Below are 19,138 nucleotides of genomic sequence, written 5' to 3'. Positions count from 1 at the left end.
AAGGAAGGGAATCCTCGTGTCCGGAAACGGAAGCGAACAGCCGCTCAACGTGATCATCGGCGTCAACGGCATCGGCATGGGACACACCGTCCGGCAGAGCGCGATCGCCCAGTACCTCCGCGACCGCGGGCACCAGGTTCGGATCATCACCAACGGCTCCGACCGGGTCGCGTACTTCCGGGACCTCGGCTTCCCCACCTGGGACGGATGGATGCCGACGCTCCTCGCACGCGACGACCGGATCCACGCTCGCGACGCCGTGGCCGCGAACATCCGCCAGGCGCCGGAAGGTCTCCGCCGACACCTCCAACTGCGTCGGCTTGTCCGAAGCAGCGGCGTCCCCCACGTGTTCGTCACCGACTACGAGCCCAACACCCCGCGCCTCGCCTACCACTTCGGCCGACCACTCATCTCCATCGACCAGCAGAGCAAGTACCGACACCTGGACCTTCCCACCGTCGGCCGGTACGCCCGTACAGCCGACGAGCAGCGACTGCGGTACTTCGCCCCCCGCGTCGACCGGTCCTTCATCTGCTCCTACGTCCCTCTCGACGCCGAGGACCGCAGAATCGAGTTCATCGCCCCGGTCATTCCCGATCTCATCAGATCGGCACCGGTCACCACCGAGCCCCTCGTCACGGCCTACTTCTCCCGCTACTTCGACCACGGCCCGGAGGAGTCCGTCCGCGAACTGGCCTCGATCTTCCGCCAGTCCGTGCCGGACCGAACGCTACGGATCTACACACAGCCGACGGAGTTGAGGTCACTGCGCGGGTACGCCGACGCCCGCGTGGAGATCCGCGCCTTCGACCGCGATGCGTTCATCGCGGACATGGCCCGCTCGGAGGCCGTGTTCTCCAACGCCGGCTTCAACCTGATCAGCGAGGCGCTCGTCCTCGGCAAACCGGTGCACCTCATCCCGTTACCCACCTACGACCAGCACTGGTGCGCGAAGGTCATCGACGAGGCCGGGCTGGGAACCTCGGCCCCGCGCATCGAACGCAGGGCTGTCCTCGAATTCCTCGCGCGCGGTCGAGCACTCAGCGACAACGTCGTACGCCACCGGGACCTGTACCTCTCGGCTGACCCCCGGGAGCGGATCGCCTCGTACCTGGAGAGTCTGCCGGCGGTCGACCGGCCGATACCCGCTCCGGTCGCGGGGTAGCTGGACATGTCGACTCCCCTGGATCCCTCGTACGTGGCGACCGGAGCGGTCGTGGCCGCCGTCGTGGCGTGCTACCGCCTCGGTGTCTCCCCGACCGTACGGGCCCTGGCCCGCCACCCAACACCCCTGGCCGTAGGCGCTGCCGTAGCGGTCATCGCCCCTCTGGCGCTCCGGACGTCGCCCCCGCCCGGGCCGCTGCGCTGGTTCGTCGTCTTCGTGATCGCCCTGCTGACCTGGCGCGGCGTGACGAGCGACCACGACGTCACGGAGCCCATCGGTCCGCAGCGTCGGGACAAGCTGCTCCTACTGTTCCTCGCCGTCGTCTCGTGCCTCTGGGCTCCCGCTCTATTGGCCTGGATCGCCGTGTACTGCGGCAGGCTGCGTGGCTGGCAGCACCACGCGATGATGCCGGTGCGCCTGTTGAAGGCGTACCTCGCCTGGTTCCTCGTGACCGCGGTCCTCGCCCCGCCCTCTTCCGACTCCACGGCCGGTCTCGTGCTGGTGCTCGGCTGCGTCTCGCTGTCGCACTACGTCAAACCGGTCTGGAGCAAGGCACGTCTGGGGCCTCGCCCCTGGTCATGGGCTTGGCACAACCGCACGCACTACCTCGTGGCCTCGGCGTACTCCTGGGGCTGGGCGCGCTTCCTCCCCTCCCGGACGGTGTCCCGGCTCCTGCGCCGAGCGGGCGTCATCGACCGCCCCGTCAACGTCCTCACGATGGTCGTGGAGGCCGCCGGGCTGGTCGCGTTCCTCGACCGACGGTTGCTGATCGCGATCCTGGTGGCGACCGCGCTCTTCAACCTCGTCGTCGCCATCGCCTCCGGCATCCTCTTCTGGGAGAACGTCGCCGCCAACATCGGCCTCGCGACAGCCGTCGCGCTGCTCCCCGGCACGGATCACGGCACGGCGTTCGGCTGGCCGGCCGCGCTGGTCGCGCTCGCTGTGATCCTGCTCAGCGCCGCCGACCTGCTGTGGCAGCCCTGGCATCTGGGGTGGTGGGACGCGCCCTTCACCGCCCGGCTCCACTGGCAGGTGGAAACCGCCTCCGGGGAGACGCGGGGTCTCTACAACGACTACATGTGCCCGTACGAGCGCGAGTTCGGCCGCGTCGAGGGCTACTTCCTGACGGACGAGCCCGTCCTCCACGGCCACCTCGGAATCGTCTGGGACCGGCGGCTTCGGGATCTCCTCGTCCAGGCCGGCGCAGACCCGGACCGGCTGCACGCGCTCAAGCAGTCCTACGGCCGACCGCACAGGAACGAGGAACGGTCGGCCGAGCACGTCGCCTTCCTCACCACCATGTTCACCCGGCTCAACGCCGGTACACGGAAGAGCCCCCTGCCTCGGTGGCTACGTCACCTCAAGGCGCCCGGAGGCCAGCTCTACTGGTGGGGCGATCTGCCCGCCTACCGCGGCGAGGAGCCCGTACGCCGCATCACCGTCCGCTACGTGGAGCGCTGCTACCTCCCCCGGACCGGCGACTTCGTCACGCTCGCCGATCGCGTCGTACGGGAAATCGACCTCAACGCTCCGATGACCGACCAGGAGAACACCTCATGCGCAAGATCTTCGTCGACTGCGGCGCGAACCTCGGAGTCGTGCTGAGGCGCTTCATGCACGAGCTGCCGGACCACGACTTCTACGCCTTCGAGCCCAACGTGAGCCTGCTCCCCTCCATCCACGCGAACCTCCAGCAGGCCGACCACACCGGCCTGGCCGAGGTCTCCCCCAGCGCGGTGTGGACCGAGAACGGGACGATCGACCTCTTCCTCGGCCACCACGAGAGCTCCACCGTGATGCCCGGCAAGCGGGTCCCTCCCATGTACGACCAGCAGATCGACTACAGCTCGCCCGTCCCCGTACCCGCGGTGGACTTCAGCGCCTGGCTCCGCCGGACCGTCGCCCCGGGGGACCACGTCGTCGTGAAGATGGACATCGAGGGTGCCGAGTACCCCGTACTGAGAAAGCTGCTCGCCGACGGGACGATCGACCTCGTCTCCGTCCTCTACGTCGAGTGGCACCACGACCGCTTCCCCGCCATGAGCCGGGCTGAGCACGAGCAGGTCGCCGCCGCCGTTTCCGCACGTGTCGACGTCCGCCACTGGGACTGACCGGAATGAGGGGAGACAACGCCATGAGCACCCAACACATCTACCTGATCAAGCACGGTGAGACGGAGGAGAACCTCCAGGGCATCCACCAGGGTCGCGCGATCGGTGGCAGGCTCAGCGAGCGGGGTCGGGCCGACGTACGGACGGTCGGCGGGCACCTCGCGGCGGCGGGGATCACCGTGGACCAGATGCTCGTCAGCCCGATGTCCCGCGGCCGGGAATCTGCCGAGATTCTCGCTACCGCGCTGGCCCCGGCCGACATCCAGGTCGACGAGCGCCTGGCCGCCAAGGACAGCGGGCACCTCGGGGGCCGGCCCAGAGATCTCGCCGCCGCTGAGGCCGCTCGCCACGGTGTGCCGATCCACCGGCTTCGCACTCCGGGCGGCGAGTCATCGGAGGATGTCCAGGCCCGTTATGTGGATCTGTGGGACGAGGTCTGCTCCGGGGCACGGCGAACGACCGTCCTCGTCGGGCACGGTGGAGGAATCGCCTGCCTGCTGCTGTGGCTGACCGGGAGCGGCTTCGACCGTTACCTCCAGCACGTGCCCGGCTCGGCCGGGATCACCTGGGTGGAGGTCGGCGGCCCGGCTCCGCGTATCCGGCTGATGAACGCCTCACCTGCGGAGCTGCCCGGCCTCCTCGACGCCCGTACCGCCCGATGAGAGCCGGGACGGTACGGGGGCGAGGATGCCTGTCAGCCTTCCGAGGCGCCGCCGAAGCGCTCACGGTAGGACTCCAGGTCCTCCTCCGTGATCTTCGCGAAGAGCACCGGCGGCACGGTGAACGCGGTACCGGCCGGGACGGTGTCCAGGGATTTGGCCTGGTCGGCGGTCACCCAGGTCGCGGTGTCGTTCTCCAGAGCGAAGGCCCCGCGCATGGCGGCGGTCGAAGTCGGAATGAACGGCTCGGAGACGACCGCGTACAGGTGGATCAGGTTCATCGCCGTGCGCAGCGTCAGTGCGGCGCCGTCGGCGTCGGTCTTGATCTCCAGCCAGGGGGCCTTCTCCTCCAGGTAGGAGTTGCCCGCGGACCACAGAGCGCGCAGGGCGGCGGCGGCCTTGCGGAACTGGAGCGCCTCCATCTGCTCCTCGTACTCGCCGAGCAGCCGTGCGATCTCCTCGCCCAGCTTCGCCTCCGCCTCGCCGGCGGCACGACCGGCCGGGACCTCGTCGCCGAACCGCTTACGGGAGAAGGACAGCACGCGGTTGACGAAGTTGCCGAGGGTGTCGGCCAGGTCCTTGTTGACCGTGGCGGTGAAGTGCTCCCAGGTGAAGGAGGAGTCGTCCGACTCGGGGGCGTTGGCGATCAGGAAGTAGCGCCAGTAGTCGCCGGGCAGGATCTCCAGGGCCGCGTCGGTGAAGACGCCTCGCTTCTGGGAGGTGGAGAACTTACCGCCGTAGAAGGTCAGCCAGTTGAAGCCCTTGACGACGTCGACCTTCTTCCACGGCTCGCGCACGCCGAGCTCGGTGGCGGGGAACATCACCGTGTGGAAGGGGACGTTGTCCTTGGCCATGAACTGCGTGTAGCGGACGGTGTCGTCGGCCTCGTACCACCACGACTTCCAGTCGCGGCTCTCGCCGTCGGCGGACGCGTCCGCCCACTCCTTCGTCGCGCCGATGTACTCGATCGGGGCGTCGAACCAGACGTAGAAGACCTTGCCCTCGGCCGCGAGCTCCGGCCAGGTGTCCGCCGGGACGGGCACGCCCCAGTCCAGGTCCCGCGTGATGGCGCGGTCGTTCAGGCCCTCGGTCAGCCACTTGCGCGCGATGGACGTGGACAGGTGCGGCCACTCGGCGCTGACGGTCGCGATCCACTCCTCGACCTCGTGCTGGAGCTTGGACTGCAGCAGGAAGAGGTGCTTGGTCTCGCGGACTTCCAGGTCCGTGGAACCGCTGATCGCCGAGCGCGGGTCGATCAGGTCGGTCGGGTCGAGGACGCGGGTGCAGTTCTCGCACTGGTCGCCGCGCGCCTTGTCGTAGCCACAGTGCGGGCAGGTGCCCTCGACGTACCGGTCCGGAAGGAAACGGCCGTCGACCGGCGAGTACACCTGCCGGATCGCACGCTCCTCGATAAAGCCGTTCTCGTTCAGCTTGCGCGCGAAATGCTGGGTGATCTCGACGTTCTGCTGCGAAGAGCTGCGGCCGAAGTAGTCGAAGGCCAGCTCGAACCCGTCGTACACGGCCTTCTGCGCGTCGTGGGCCTGCGCGCAGAACTCGGCGACCGAGAGCCCGGCCTCCTTGGCGGCCAACTCGGCCGGCGTGCCGTGCTCGTCGGTGGCACAGATGTAGAGGACGTCGTGACCACGCTGGCGGAGGTACCGGGAGTACACATCCGCCGGAAGCATCGACCCGACCATGTTGCCCAGGTGCTTGATCCCGTTGATGTAGGGAAGCGCGCTGGTTACCAGGTGTCGAGCCATCCTTGGATGCTCCATTTCGTACGCAATACGGCGCCGGTGCCACTGCCACGGCGGGCCCAGGTCGGGAGGCCGCAGCTGACGCGATCACTCCGATCGCACACACCCGTCACACAAGGTGACGGAACGAGGCTGCAGGCCATCGTCATCGTATCGAACCGGGGGTTGGGCCAGCCTGCGGGTTTTCCCGACTCCCCATGCCTCACCCGAAAAGCACTCGGCCGTCCGAGACAGGCGGCCAAGCGAGTCCCGTACGGCCGAGGCGCGCCCCATCTTACGGCCACCACCCACCGCGGGTCCCGCGCCGCGTGTACGTCCCCGCTCCCCCAGCCCCCAATTTCAGTGAGGTGGACCGCATGACCAGGAATCACAAGCCCCGCGGGCTCCGCGTCGTCGTCGTGGGACAGGGATACGTCGGGCTCCCGTTAGCGGTGCGAGCCGCAGAGGTCGGGCACCACGTCGTCGGTCTCGACGTGGACGCCGGGCGGATCAAGCGGCTCGTGATCGGTGAGTCGTACGTCGAAGACATCTCGGACAAGCGACTGGCACCTCTCCTCGCCGCCGGCGTCTACCAGCCGACCGTCGACCCGTCCGACTGCGCCGGGTTCGACGTGGCGGTCGTCACCGTCCCGACGCCGCTGCGCGACGGCGCTCCGGACCTGTCGCACGTCGAGGAAGCGGCGCGGACGCTCGGCCACCACCTCACCCGCGGAGCGACCGTGGTCCTGGAGTCGACCACGTACCCCGGGACGACCGAGGAGGTGTTCCGGCCACTCCTCGAACGCGGCTCCGGGCTGACCGCCGGCCGCGACTTCCACCTCGGCTACAGCCCGGAGCGCATCGACCCCGGGAATCCCACCTGGAGGCTGGAGAACACACCCAAGGTCGTCTCAGGCATCGACCCGTCCTCCATGGAGGCGGTCCGCGCCTTCTACGCGTCGCTCGTCGACACGGTCGTGCCCGTGGCCAGCTGCAAGGAAGCGGAGCTGACCAAGCTCCTCGAGAACACCTTCCGGCACGTGAACATCGCGCTCGCCAACGAGCTGGCGATCTTCGCCCACGACCTGGGCATCGACGTCTGGGCGGCCATCGACGCGGCGTCCACCAAGCCGTTCGGGTTCATGCGCTTCGCCCCTGGCCCCGGGGTCGGAGGTCACTGCCTGCCCGTCGATCCCTCGTACCTGTCGTGGCGGGTCGAGCGGGCCCTGGGGCAGAACTTCCGCTTCGTCGAGCTGGCGAACGACGTCAACAACCACATGCCCGACTACGTGGTACGGCGCCTCGTCGCGGGCCTCAACGAACGAGGCAAGCCGCTCAAGGGCTCCCGGATCCTGCTGCTCGGCCTGGCATACAAGGCCAACACCGGGGACGCCCGGGAGACACCGGCCACTCGCATCGCCGAACTCCTCACCGGCATGGGCGCCGAGGTCCAGGCCGCCGACCCCCACGTCCTGGACGAAGCCCATCCCCGCGCCGTCGGCTTGGCGAGCCTCCAGCAGGTCGATGTGACCCCAGCCCGCCTCGCGGCGGCCGACGCCGTCGTCCTCCTCGCCGACCACGACGCCTTCGACTACCCCCTGATCAGCGCGCACGCCCCGTACATCCTCGACTGCCGCCATCGGCTCGCCGGGGCCGGCGCCCACGTCGACTCTCTCTGAAAGGTCACCCATGCAGATCGTCATCACCGGCGGTGCCGGGTTCATCGGCGGCAACCTCGCCCGGGTCCTGGCCGAGCAACCCCACGTCACCCGAATCCGGGTCGTGGACAACCTCTCCACCGGGGACAAAGCAAATCTCGGCGGCCTCGACGTCGACTTCTTCGAGGGAGACGTCCAGGACGCCGCTCTGCTCGACCAGGCGTTTCGCGGGGCCGATGCCGTCGTCCACCTGGCCGCGCTTCCCTCCGTACCGCGCTCCTTACAGGACCCCCTGGCCAGCCACCACGCCAACGCGACCGGCACCCTCCAGGTCCTCGAATCCGCCCGCCGCGCCGGCGGCCCGCACGTGATCGCCGCCTCCTCGTCCTCCGTCTACGGCGCCAACCCTCACCTGCCGAAGCACGAGGACCTCGCCACCGCCCCGATGAGCCCGTACGCGGTCACCAAGCTCACGACGGAGGCATACCTGAGCGCCTACCACCACAGCTTCGGCCTGCCGGTCCTCCCTTTCCGCTTCTTCAACGTCTACGGCCCCGGCCAGCGCGCCGACCATCCGTACGCCGCCGTCATCCCGAAGTGGATCAGCGCCGCACTCTCCGGCGAGCCCGTCACGATCCACGGCGACGGCACCCAGACGCGGGACTTCACCTACGTGGGCACGGTCTGCCACGTCCTCACCGCCGCTCTTCTTCACCGGGTGATGGACCCCCGCCCGGTGAACCTGGCTTTCGGGACCCGTACTTCGCTGCTGGACCTGATCACGGAGATCGAATCCGCGACCGGGCAGCTCACCGGCCGGGAGCACAAGGCTCTGCGCACCGGGGACGTCCCCCACTCGCAGGCGGACAGTGCGCGTCTGCGAGCACTGTTCCCCACGGTGACGCCCCAGCCGATCCACGAGGGGATCGCGACGGCAGTGGGCTGGTTCCGTTCCGCAGTCGGGGTCACGGCCTCGAGCTGACCACGATGACCAGCTCACCGCCGACGGGACAGCATGCGATGTAGCGGATCTCTCGGGCCATCATGGGGTAAACCCGTTGCCCAGGCACGCTGCGCATACCGCTGCTGGTGGCCATGTGGGCGGCGGCGCAGCCCGCATGGCCACCGCCGATGATGACCAGGTCAGGGCCGTGGGTGGCGGGTGGGCAGCATGTTGGAGCGGGAAAGAGATCCACAAATGCTCGCCGCCTCGTTTGTTCGGGCTGTTTGCCGAATTTGATGGCCCCGGGGAGGGATATCGTTGGCGAGTTGCCCACACAGGCAATGCGACGCCCCGCGCATGTCCACACAACGGGACACACCCGACGTGCATATGCCGAGAACGCCCGAAATAGGCAGACCTGCAGGATTATCACGTCCCTCGGGTCGCCATCCATTGACGAGCAAGGACACCCTCGACTGATGGCAGTGACCCAGCAGGAGATCCAGAACCGGTTGTGGGACGCCGCCGACGAGCTGCGCGTGGCGATGCCCGAAGCGCAATACTCCTCGGTCGTCTTCCCGCTGATGTTCTGGAAGTACCTGTCGGACACCTGGGAGCACCAGCACCAGGAGTTTCTGGCCGACAACGAGGGCCTGGGCGACCTCTCCGCCGAGGAGGCCCACGAGATCGAGTACCGCGACTACCAGTCGTTCGAGATCCCGTTCATCCACCCCGGCACCGTCAAGGAGCGTCGCGCCTCCTGGTCGTCCATCCTCTCCACTATCACCCAGGCTGGCCTCGGCCAGCGGGTCCGCGCCTCCCTGCAAGCCATCGAGACGGCCAACCCTGACAAGTTCTCCCGCCTGTTCGGGTCCATGACCTGGACATCCGAGGAGGTCCTGTCTGGGGATGTGCTGGCGGCGGTCATGCAGTCGATGGACCGCACCCCGAAGATGCACGAGGGCAACATGTCCCACGACGTGCTCGGCGGGGCGTACGAGTACCTGTTGAAGCGGTTCTCCGACGGGTCCGGCACCCGCGCTGGCCAGTTCTTCACCCCGCGCGAGGTCGTCGAGCTGATCGTCGAAGTCCTGGACCCCAAAGGCTACGAGTCGGTGTACGACCCGACCTGCGGGTCGGGCGGCATGCTCATCGCCTCCGCGAACCTCCTGAAGACCCACGGCGGGCGTGGCTACACGCTCAGCCTGTACGGGCAAGAGGCCGTACCGGACACTGCGGGTGTGGCACGCATGAACCTCTTCATGCACAACCTCACCCAGTTCCATGTCCAGGTCGGCGACACCCTGAAGGACCCGCGCTTCAAGAAGCCGGACGGGTCTGTCGCGCAGTTCGATGTGATCCTCGCTAACCCGCCCTACAGTCTGAAGTGGAAGCCCTGGACTAACGACCCGCGCGCCATCGGCGGGGTCGCGCCGCAGTCGTCGGCAGACTGGGCGTTCGTGCAGCACATGATCGCGTCTATGGACCCGAAGAGGGGCCGCGCCGGCGTCGTCCTGCCCCATGGAGTCCTCTTCCGCGGCGGTCAGGAAGCAGCCATCCGCCAGCAGATCCTGGACGATGACCTCCTGGAAGCCGTGATCGGGCTGCCAGCGAACCTCTTCTACTCGACTTCCATCCCCACGGCGATCCTGGTGTTCCGAGCGCCTGGCACCAAGGCCCCGGAGCGTCAGGGCGGGGTGCTATTCGTCGACGCCTCCAAGCGGTTCGCCAAGGCCAAGAACCGAAACATCCTCACCGACGCGGACATCGCGGACACGGTGACCGCCTACCACTCCAAACTCGACGCTGATGGCAACCTGGTGGACCCCGACGGAGATGGTGGCCTGGCAGCACGCTTCGTGCCCACCACGGAGATCGTGGCGAACGGGTACGACCTCAACATCGGCCGGTACGTCAAGCAGGCCGCCGCCGAGCAGGAAGACCTCGGCACCCTCATCGACGCCTACAACATCGCCCGAGCAGAGCGGCAGAAGACCGAGCAGCGCATGCTCGCTCTCCTCTCCGCCGCAGGGATCGAGGGCTTCGATGAGTGACTGGCAGCAGATTGCCCTCGGTAACTTGCAGACTCGTGTGCGCCACAAGGTGGCAGTTCCGCCACAGGGATCGAGGGCTTCGATGAGTGGCTGGCGGCAGGTCTCGCTGTCGGAAGTCGTCACGCGCGTCACGACGAAGAACGTAGATGGAACCAACCAGAACGTCCTGACCGTCTCCGCCGAGCACGGGCTGATCGCGCAGGAATCGTTCTTCACGAAGAAAGTCGCCAGCAAAGACACCTCGGGCTACTACGTTGTCGCGCCAGGGCAGTTCGTCTACAACAAGAGCACGTCGAAGTCGGCCGCCTACGGCACGGTGGCTCGCAATCTCAGCGACGCGCCGGGCATTGTCTCTCCGCTGTACTTCGTGTTCGAGGCCAAGGACGGGGCTGCGCTTCCCGAGTACCTGGAACTTGCCCTCAACTCGAACCAGTTCTTCGGCTCACTCGCTGGCATGCTCAGGGAGGGGGCACGTTCACACGGCCTGCTGAACGTCCGCCTGAAGGAGTTCTATGCGGCAACTGTCATGCTGCCGCCGCTGCCGGTCCAGAAGCGGATCGTCGAGACAACAAGCGCGGTAGAAGAGCAGATCAGCGCACTCGACACCGAGGCAGAGGCACTGACCAGGGTTGAGTCGCGACTTCGCCGGGACCTCTTCAGCAGCCAGGACGCGGCCACCATGCCAGCCGGCAAGAAGTTCGACATGCTGCTGGGACGTCAGAAGTCCGCCCGGCAGTCGGTGGGCGAACACGTCCACCCCTACCTGCGAGCTGCCAACCTCGGCGGCGGGACACTAGACTTGTCTGACCGGAAAACTCAACGGTCAGGTGGGTATGGCGGGGTAGCCCCTCGGCGGTGACGGTCGGGGGGCTGTTTCGGTGCGGTGCGGGTGGGTTCGTGTGTCAGGCGGTTGCCGGGGTGAGGGTGACGTCGTGGCCGAGGGCCTTGAGTTGGCGGACGAGGTCTCGGCTCTTGCGGTTCGGGTCGAGATTGCGGGTGTGGAAGTCGGCTCCGAGGTCTCGGTAGCGGGCGGTCGGGTCGTTCATGAGGTGCCAGACGGACACCAGGATGGAGCGGGCGACGGCGACGAGGGCTTTCATGTGGCCTCGGCGTTTGACGATCCTGCGGTAGCGGGCGCCGAGGAAGGTGTCGGTCCGTGCGGCGGAGATCGCTGCTTCGCCGAGGGCGCCGCGGAGCCAGGGGTTGCCCTTGCCGGTGGGCCCGGAGGTGTTCTTGCCACCGGACTGGAGGGTGCGCGGGGAGAGTTTCGCCCAGGACACCAGGTGTCCGGCGGTGGGGAAGACCGACATGTCCGGGCCGATCTCGGCGAGGATGACCTGCGCGGTATGGGGGCCGACGCCGGGGATCTCGTCGAGGCGCTCGGTGTCGGTGATCGGCATGAGGGTGCCCTGTCCGGGGCCTTCGCCGTCCTCGGCGGTGGACAGCTCGGCCAGGCGCACGGTGATACGGGCGGTGAGCTTGTCGATCTGCACGGTGAGGTAGTCGACGGTGTCCAGCAGCATCCGGCACATGAACCCGTGATGCTCTTCGAATCGGCCGGTCAGGGCCTCGGCCAGGGTGGCGTGGCTGGCCTTGATCGTGCCGTGGGCGAGGTCCGCCAACGCCTTCGGACTGCGTTCGCCCGCGATCAGGGCTTCCAGCATCGCGCGTCCGGAGACGCCGAAGATGTCGGAGATCACGGTGGACAGCTTGATCTGGGCGTCCTCGAGGAGTTTCTCGGTGCGCTGCTTGTGGCGGGTGCGCTCATGGGTCATGACCGCCCGGGCCCGGGTCAGGTCGCGCAGTTCACGGACTGGTTTCGGGGGCACGAACGAGGGCCGGAGCATGCCGCGTTCGGTGAGTTTGGCCAGCCAGACCGCGTCCAGGCGGTCGGTCTTGGGCCGGCCGGGGACGTTCTTGACGTCACGGGCGTTGACCAGCCAGCACTCCAGACCACGCGATTCCAGCAGAAAGAAGTACGGCTTCCAGTACGTCGAGGTGGCCTCCATCACCACCCGGGTGACGCCCTGGCAGATCAGGTGGTCGGCCAGGTCCAGGATCGCGCCGCTGGTCGCGACGGTGTTGAAGACCCGCTGCACGCGCTTGCCGGGCTTGTCCTCGTGCGGCATCCGCACACACACCATGCCCGACGCCTTGGCGATATCGATCGCCGCGACACGGGCCACGAGCTCCTCGGCCTGCTCGATCTCCTCCATGCCACCACTGTCGTCGGTGTCCCTCATGCGCCACTCCCAAGCCTTGATCCGTACGGGATGACGCCTGCCCAAGGGGCCGCGGGGGGAGCGAGAATCTGACCGGCGTGCTCGATGGCAACAGTGCGTGGCCCCTCTGCGGCCCCGGCACCAGACTGACCTACGGGCTCAACGTCCCAACGAGCTACCGGCATCGGCGGGCAGGCGCCGCAGCCATGTTTTCACGCCAGCAAGGCGCACCCGAAGGGAACAGAGAGACTGACCTGAAGACCATGAACTTTGAACCGCACGAGCAGCAGAAGTACGCCGTGCTACCGGACGACATCCTCCTGGTCGAAGGTGGTGCAGGGCTTGGACACTCAGCTCGCTGGGCCGGGAAAGTCGGCGGGTTCGTTGGCTTCGACAAGCACGTCATCCGGCTCCGCCCGCGCTCGGGGGTTTCGACCGCGGAATACGCCCTTCACTGGTGCCGGTGGGCGAACGAGACCGGTCGGTTCGCGGCGCAAGCTACCGGCACCGGGATCAAAGCACTCGGGTTTGCACGGGCCAGCAAGATGGCAGTCCCCGACATCTCGGTGGAGCAACAGGACGAGATGACGGCACCCCTGGATGCACTCGGCCGCCAGAGCGACGCCGTCCGCGCTGAGGCAGCGCGTCTCCGCCAGGTCCGAGCTGGCGTGCTGTCGGGGCTGTTGGATCGCACGATCGACATTGAGTCCGCAGAGCTGGGGGTTTGAGCCGTGGCGAAGGGTGTTCGGGAACGTGAGTTCCAGAACGTGATGATCCAATGGTCCCTCCCGATGGGGTGGGCCTTCACGGCAGGCAGGTTACTGCCGCGTGAGATGACGCAGACGGTGGTCGCCGGCCAGCTGCGGGAGGCCATCGTCCGGCTCAACCCCGTGGTGATCGACGGGTTCGACGTGGACGCGGTGGTCGAGGAGATCGTCGCCACGGTCAACGCCGTCGAGGGCGGCCTGGTGCGGGCCAACGAGCAGGTGCTGGTCCTGCTGCGCGGGCATAAGGAGTTCCGGGACGCGGACGGCGTGTGGCATGCCTTGAAGGTCATCGACTTCGAGCACCCGATCGCCAACACGCTGGTCGTGTCGGACGAAGTGACCATAACCGTCCCTGGCAAGACCTCCCGCCGGTTCGACCTCGTGTACTGGGTCAACGGCCTGCCCCTGGTGGTGGTCGAGGTGAAGTCACCGACCGCGAAGTCCGGGTGGGCCGACGCCGCCCGCGAGATCAACAATGTGTACGCCACTGAGTACCCGTGGTTCTTCACTCCCAACGTCTTTGCCGTCGCTTCCGACGGGCTGAAGTTGCGGTTCGGTGCCGCAGGTGCGCCCACGAACCTGTGGCAGCCGTTCCGTTCTACCGCCGATGACGAGAACCTGTCCGGGCAGGCCGACGTGCAACGCTCCGTCGAGCTGCTGCTCAACCCGGCGACGATCCTGGATATGCTCGCCAACTTCGCACTGTTCGACACCTCCGGGGGTGGGGCGGACAAGAAGTACCTGCCCCGCTACCCGCAGATGGAAGCCGCGCACCTGATCCACGAGCGGGTCCTGGCGGGCGGGTCGAAGGGCCTGATCTGGCACCACCAAGGATCCGGGAAGACACTGTTGATGGTGTTCGCCGCCTCGTTGCTGCTGGCCGACGCCCGCACCGAGTCGCCCACGATCATTCTGCTCTCGGACCGGACCCAGCTCGTCCGGCAAACCTCTGGGGTGTTCACCTCCGCGATGGGGAGCGCCTATTTCCACCAGCCCGCCACCAGCGCCGAACTGCGCGCCCTGCTCGCCGACGACGTCCGCGGCGTCATCTCCACAACCGTCCACAAGTTCGCCGACGCGGGCAAGAGCCTGTCGGCCCGGGGCAACATCATCGTGCTGGTCGACGAGGCACACCGCACCCAGTCCGCCCGGTCGAAGTCCTTGGCCGGGCAGATGCGCGCAGCTTTGCCGCACGCGAAGTTCTTCGGCATGACCGGGACCCCCGTCAGGAACCTCGCCACCGACACCTTCGCCCTCTTCGGCGAGGAGACCGACCCGGACTGGGTGCTGCACCGGTACTCTGTGTACCGGTCTCTGCTGGACGAGGCAACCGTCCCGGTCATGCTGGATCCGCACCCGGTCGACTTCGAGATAGACGACCAGGCGCTGCAGGCCGAGTTCGACCAGTTTGCCGACGACTTCGACCTCGATGACCCCGATCGTGAGGCCCTGTCCCGCAAGTTCGGGCGCCTCACCTCGGTGTTTGCCAACCCCGACCGCATTCACGCGGTCTGCCAGGACATCGTGGACCACTACCTGGCCGGCGCCTATCGCAACGGCCTCAAGGCCCAGGTCGTCGCCTACAACCGCGAGCTGGCCGTGGCGTACACAGACAAGATCAACGAGCTGCTGGCCGGCTTCGAGGCGTCACAGGTGCTCGCCGAGGTCGGGAGCCATGACGGGATCACCGCCGAGGTGAACATCTCCGTCTCGGACTCCAAGGACGAAGACCCCACCATGCGGCCGTACCAGCTCTCGGAGGCCGAGGAGGAGGAGCAAAAGCGACGGTTCCTCACTCCCGACGACCCGCTGTGCTTCCTGGTGGTGACCGCGAAGCTGATGACTGGGTTCGACGCCCCCAACGAGGGTGTCCTATACCTAGACAAGCCGCTGAAGGCCCACACCTTGTTCCAGACGATCACCCGCCCGAACCGCACCTGGGTGTCCCCGAGCGGGTTTGTGAAGACCTCCGGCGTGGTCGTGGACTACGTCAGCCTGGGCGAAGAGGTCCAGCGGGCCGTCGCCGACCCCACCTCGGCGGGGGCCGGCAAGGGTGGCGGGTTCGTCACCGACCTGTCCGAGCTGGTCGCCGAATTCCGCACCGTCTTCGCCCGTATCGAAGACCTCTTCGTGGACGTGGACAACCTGGATCTCACGGTCCACGGATACGAGTCCGTGCGAGCCATCAACGTCTTCCTGGACTCCAACCCTGGCGCCGCCGAGGTGTTCTCCAAGGACTACCGGCTCCTGGCCCGCCTGTACCCACTCATCAACACCGACAAGCGGGTCGCCAAGTATCGGGACGGCTTCGGGCTGTTCGGGTCCGTGTACACGACCCTGTTCAAGAAGTCCTCCGACGAGGAGAGAAAGGAACGGCTGGCCGAGCTTGGACCGATGGTCCTGGAGATCATCAATGCTCACGTCCACTCCTTCTCCGTGGTCGCCTCCCAGGAGGAAGCCCTCGTCCTGGACGCCCAGGGCATCGCCATACTCAAGGAACTGCTGGCCCTCGTCCGACCCAAGGCTGACAAGAATGGCGGCGAGGACAATACGCCGCCGTCCGCGGCGGAGATCCTGGAACACATCAAGGCCGCCCTCGACAAGGGCGTCGAACCGGGGTCCGCGAAGTACACCGCCCTCGCGGAGCGGATCAAGCAGCTGCGGGACCGGATCATCCAGAACGCCCAGGACGCCCTGGAGTTCCTGTCCGAAGCGCTGCGGATCGCCCGCGCCATCGTGAACGCCGAGAAGCACCCCGCCGAAGCCGTCGTCGTGCTCGACGACGACCACGTGGGTGTCCTGTCACGGATTATCCTCGATCACGCACCGTCCGGCCTCACGATCACGGAGAGGAACCTGGCCGAGGAGATCGACCAGGTGGTTACCCGCACCCTCGCCCGGTCATGGGACAACGCCGACGCTCGGAACCGAGGCGCCCGCCGCGCCACCGCCGCAGTCTTCCGTCGGTACACGTTGAAGCCTGTGGGGGAGCCGTACGACTCCACCGTCGCCTACATCGAAGCCCACTACCTCGTCGACTGACGAGTGCACGGAGGCCCGGCAACCTGTGGCGGTTGCCGGGCCTAGTCGCAATGCTCGGGCTCTGATCTGTCCCCTTGGCCATCCGTGATGGCAAGCTACCCGACGGTCGCCAGATCGTAATCCAGTGCAAGCGGTACGCGAAGCACCGCTCAGTGGGCAGCCGGGACCTCCAGACCTTCAAGCGCACCGTTCGCTCCGAACACGGAGCCGACGTCCCACTCTTCGTCGCCTCCTGTGTCTTTACCAAGCCTGCCCGCGCCTTCGCAGCCAAGCACCAACTCTCGCTCGTCGACATCGATCTTCTGGGCTTCTGGAACAGCTGGCACGCCGCTGCTCAAGCTCTTGGACCTGGACATCGGCCGCTCCGGCACCAACAGGAAACTTCAAACGGACAGCTGAGGGCCCGCCGAACACACGAGCCGAGGCCGTCCGGCGTTACGAGTCGCGACGGCCGCCGGTCGGGCAGCAGGCCGGTGGTCAGGAATGTGGACGTTGGTGGCGCGCGGCTGTCGGGTACGGAGTGAGGCATGACGATAGATGACGACAGGCAAGCAGCCGTATGCCTCGCCAGCCAGGCCCACAAAATCGGGCGCGCATCCGGACGGGTTCTCTGGCGCGAGGCACTGCAATGGGTCAGCGGTGGGAGGTTCGGCCGGCTGCGCGGCTGGCCGGACGTTCCCCAGCTGAACACTCCGTGGCAGGACACCATCTCACCCCGGAAGATTTCAAGTCCAGTGAGACGGTCGTATCGCTATGGGGTTTGTGGTGCGGGTTCGCGGCGCTTGGCCGGGTCGTTGATCCAGGCCGTTTGGGGTATCTGGGGTGGTCGGGGGCGGCGGCCGAAGCGTTCGGGGTGGCGGGCGTAAGCCTCGGCGAGAGTGACCGCGCGCTGGTCGCGGACTTCCTCGGCGGTCCCGAAGTGGACGGAGGCGGGTGTGTGCCAGCCGATGCCGGAATGCCGGTGCTCGTGGTTGTAGTACGCGATGAAGGCGTCGAACCACTCGCGGGCGTGGGCCAGCGAATCGAACCGTTCGGGATAGTCGGACATGTACTTCGTGGTCTTGAAGTGGGCCTCGCTGTAAGGATTGTCGTTGGAGACCTTCGGCCGCGAGTGCGACCGCGTCACACCCAGGTCGATCAGCAGCTGGGAGACCTTCTTGCTCGTCATCGAGGTGCCGCGGTCCGCGTGCACCGTCTCGGGCACGATGCCGTTGCGGGTGATGGTCTCGCGGATCAGTTCCTCGGCCCGTGTCGCTGATTCGGCCGCTTCGACGGTGTGGCCGACGATGTACCGGCTGAAGATGTCGATGATCACGTAGGCGTGATACCAGACGCCCTTGACCGGTCCGGCCGCCTTGGTGATGTCCCAGGTGAACACCTGCGAGGGCCCGGTGGCGACCAGCTCGGGCACCGTCCTGGCGGGATGGGTGGCCTGCCGTCGGCGCTCGCCGCTCTGCCCCTGTTCGCGCAGGATCCGGTACATCGTCGAGACCGAGCAGTGATAGCGCCCCGCGTCCAGCTCGCGGGCCCAGATCTGCGCGGGCGCAAGCTCGGCGTACTCCTCGCCGTTCATCAACTCCAGCACCACGGCACGCTCTTCGTCCGACAGGGCCGACGGCTGCACCTGCGGGGCACGTTCTTCGCGTGGTGGCGGGGGCCGGAGCCGGCGGTAATGGGTGGCCCTGGACCGACCGGTCAGCCGACAGGCGGCCGTGATGCCCAGCTGGGCCTCGACGCCGGTGAACGCCTCGGCCACGACAGGGCCGGCGGCAGGATTCAGTCCGCGCTCTCGGAGATCATTTCCAAGAGCGCGGAAGCTTTTCCCATGACTTCCAGTGCGGCCTTGTTCCGGGCCAGTTCCTTCTCCAGCCGTTCCACCTGGCGGCGCAGTTTCTCGTTCTCCGTCTCGGCGGCCGGCTTCTTCGGCCTCGCCGGGCTGGTGCGCTTGTCGACCAGCTTTTCCAGGGCCCCGGCATCCCGCGCGGCCCGCCACTCGGTGACGTGCGAGTGGTACAGGCGCTCGCGGCGCAGGACCGCGCCCTTCTCGTTCCTGGGCGCGGCGTCGTACTCGGCGACGATCCGCAGCTTGTACTCCGGACTGAACGAACGGCGCTTCGGCCTGGGGGCCGGGTCGGATCCCGTGGGATTGGTACTGGTCATGAGGGGATAGTTCTCCTGTCAGTGCCCTCTCAGGCTAACCCGCCGAAGCGAGACGTCTCACCCAAGGCTGACAGAGAGGGCCCGAGCGGATCGGGTGGCGCCAACGAGCAGCCAATCTTCTTGGCGAGTCTGCGTTCGCCGTCGACTATCGGATCTGCCGCCGCTGTCGCATCGGCTGGGTTGAGCAGCCCTATACCCTGCCGCAGTACCAGCGGTGCGGGCTAGGCATCGCTGGCCTGGCCGCGCTGCGTGCCGAGCAGCCTGGTCTGTCCTGGCATACTCGCGGCGGCCACCTCGGTGAATCGAGGGGGTTCTGGGCCGCGGTCGGCAGTGATGTACTCGGCGGCTACCAACAGCGCTCGCTCTGCCCGCACGTCGAAGCAGGCAGGTGACCTAGTCAGCAAGACCCGAGTGAGCCGACACCCAGCCGAAGGCTGTGGCAGGACTGGGTGAATCGGAGGCAGAGCACGGCGTCTGATGGCGGGTCTCAGCCCTGCATCGCCCAGTTGAGCAGCCAGGAGACGAGCGCTCGGGCGGTCCCGGAGGCTTGTGGCTGCCCGTACGTCTGCGAGGCGGACAGCCGACCGCCTCGACTGCAATCGCACAGGGCCGCACGAGTAT

General features: G+C 67.3%; 15 protein-coding genes. 11 read left to right on the top strand and 4 right to left on the bottom strand.

Annotated features, from left to right (window positions below; genetic code table 11):
* The first annotated feature begins 16 nt into the window (after positions 1-16).
* The 4 genes from F0344_RS19205 to F0344_RS19190 are packed head-to-tail and all read left to right on the top strand — an operon-like array spanning position 17 to position 3,938.
* Positions 17-1,165, top strand: coding sequence for a glycosyltransferase family protein (locus F0344_RS19205; protein ID WP_185299952.1), 1,149 nt, complete (start codon positions 17-19; stop codon positions 1,163-1,165).
* 6 nt (positions 1,166-1,171) lie between these two features.
* Positions 1,172-2,770, top strand: coding sequence for a hypothetical protein (locus F0344_RS19200; protein WP_185299951.1), 1,599 nt, complete (start codon positions 1,172-1,174; stop codon positions 2,768-2,770).
* A complete protein-coding gene (locus tag F0344_RS19195; RefSeq protein ID WP_185299950.1) occupies positions 2,722-3,276 on the top strand; it encodes an FkbM family methyltransferase in 555 nt (184 codons plus the stop codon). The genes F0344_RS19200 and F0344_RS19195 overlap by 49 nt, the downstream gene beginning before the upstream one ends.
* 23 nt (positions 3,277-3,299) lie before the next feature.
* Positions 3,300-3,938, top strand: a complete 639-nt coding sequence (locus tag F0344_RS19190) for a histidine phosphatase family protein (protein ID WP_185299949.1) — start codon at positions 3,300-3,302, stop codon at positions 3,936-3,938.
* A gap of 32 nt (positions 3,939-3,970) precedes the next feature.
* Here the strand turns inward: F0344_RS19190 and metG are convergent, their stop codons facing one another.
* Positions 3,971-5,695, bottom strand: a complete 1,725-nt coding sequence (gene metG, locus F0344_RS19185) for a methionine--tRNA ligase (RefSeq protein ID WP_185299948.1) — start codon at positions 5,693-5,695, stop codon at positions 3,971-3,973.
* A gap of 353 nt (positions 5,696-6,048) precedes the next feature.
* On the opposite strand from metG, the gene F0344_RS19180 reads away from it, so the two are divergent.
* The 4 genes from F0344_RS19180 to F0344_RS19165 all read left to right on the top strand — a co-directional run bounded on the left by F0344_RS19180 (position 6,049) and on the right by F0344_RS19165 (position 11,185).
* Complete coding sequence (locus tag F0344_RS19180; protein ID WP_185299947.1) at positions 6,049-7,350, top strand: nucleotide sugar dehydrogenase; 1,302 nt, start codon at positions 6,049-6,051, stop codon at positions 7,348-7,350.
* Positions 7,351-7,360: 10 nt separating this feature from the next.
* Positions 7,361-8,311 carry an NAD-dependent epimerase/dehydratase family protein gene (locus tag F0344_RS19175; protein ID WP_185299946.1) on the top strand — a complete coding sequence of 317 codons (951 nt, stop codon included), beginning with the start codon at positions 7,361-7,363 and terminating at the stop codon, positions 8,309-8,311.
* A 440-nt stretch (positions 8,312-8,751) separates the two neighbouring features.
* Positions 8,752-10,326, top strand: a complete 1,575-nt coding sequence (locus tag F0344_RS19170; protein ID WP_185299945.1) for a type I restriction-modification system subunit M — start codon at positions 8,752-8,754, stop codon at positions 10,324-10,326.
* Entirely contained in the window at positions 10,319-11,185 is an 867-nt protein-coding gene (locus tag F0344_RS19165; protein WP_185299944.1) for a hypothetical protein, read from the top strand. Before F0344_RS19170 ends, F0344_RS19165 begins: the two co-directional genes overlap by 8 nt.
* 43 nt (positions 11,186-11,228) lie before the next feature.
* Here F0344_RS19165 and F0344_RS19160 read toward each other — a convergent pair whose 3' ends face one another.
* Positions 11,229-12,569: an IS110 family transposase gene (locus F0344_RS19160; RefSeq protein ID WP_258050003.1), complete on the bottom strand. Its 1,341-nt coding sequence runs from the start codon at positions 12,567-12,569 to the stop codon at positions 11,229-11,231.
* 77 nt (positions 12,570-12,646) lie between these two features.
* Here F0344_RS19160 and F0344_RS19155 point away from each other — a divergent pair, with 77 nt between their 5' ends.
* The 3 genes from F0344_RS19155 (at position 12,647) to F0344_RS19145 (ending at position 16,881) form a co-directional block, all read left to right on the top strand.
* Positions 12,647-13,276 carry a hypothetical protein gene (locus F0344_RS19155; protein WP_185299943.1) on the top strand — a complete coding sequence of 210 codons (630 nt, stop codon included), beginning with the start codon at positions 12,647-12,649 and terminating at the stop codon, positions 13,274-13,276.
* A 3-nt stretch (positions 13,277-13,279) separates the two neighbouring features.
* The gene (locus tag F0344_RS19150) at positions 13,280-16,357 is read left to right on the top strand and encodes a type I restriction endonuclease subunit R (protein WP_185299942.1); all 3,078 of its coding nucleotides are present in this window, start codon (positions 13,280-13,282) and stop codon (positions 16,355-16,357) included.
* Between the two features lie 152 nt (positions 16,358-16,509).
* Entirely contained in the window at positions 16,510-16,881 is a 372-nt protein-coding gene (locus F0344_RS19145) for a restriction endonuclease (RefSeq protein ID WP_258050281.1), read from the top strand.
* Positions 16,882-17,108: 227 nt separating this feature from the next.
* On the opposite strand, the gene F0344_RS19140 is transcribed toward F0344_RS19145, so the two are convergent.
* Positions 17,109-18,113: an IS3 family transposase gene (locus F0344_RS19140; protein WP_185299653.1), complete on the bottom strand. Its 1,005-nt coding sequence runs from the start codon at positions 18,111-18,113 to the stop codon at positions 17,109-17,111.
* 20 nt (positions 18,114-18,133) lie between these two features.
* Positions 18,134-18,517 (bottom strand): transposase, encoded by a 384-nt coding sequence (locus tag F0344_RS19135; protein WP_185297728.1) that lies wholly within the window; start codon positions 18,515-18,517, stop codon positions 18,134-18,136.
* Positions 18,518-19,138 lie beyond the last annotated feature (621 nt).

Source organism: Streptomyces finlayi (assembly GCF_014216315.1).
In the GTDB taxonomy this organism is placed as follows: Bacteria; Actinomycetota; Actinomycetes; order Streptomycetales; family Streptomycetaceae; genus Streptomyces; species Streptomyces finlayi_A.
The sequence above is the reverse complement of the archived record's forward strand: the minus strand, read 5'-3'. Positions and strand labels throughout refer to the sequence as shown.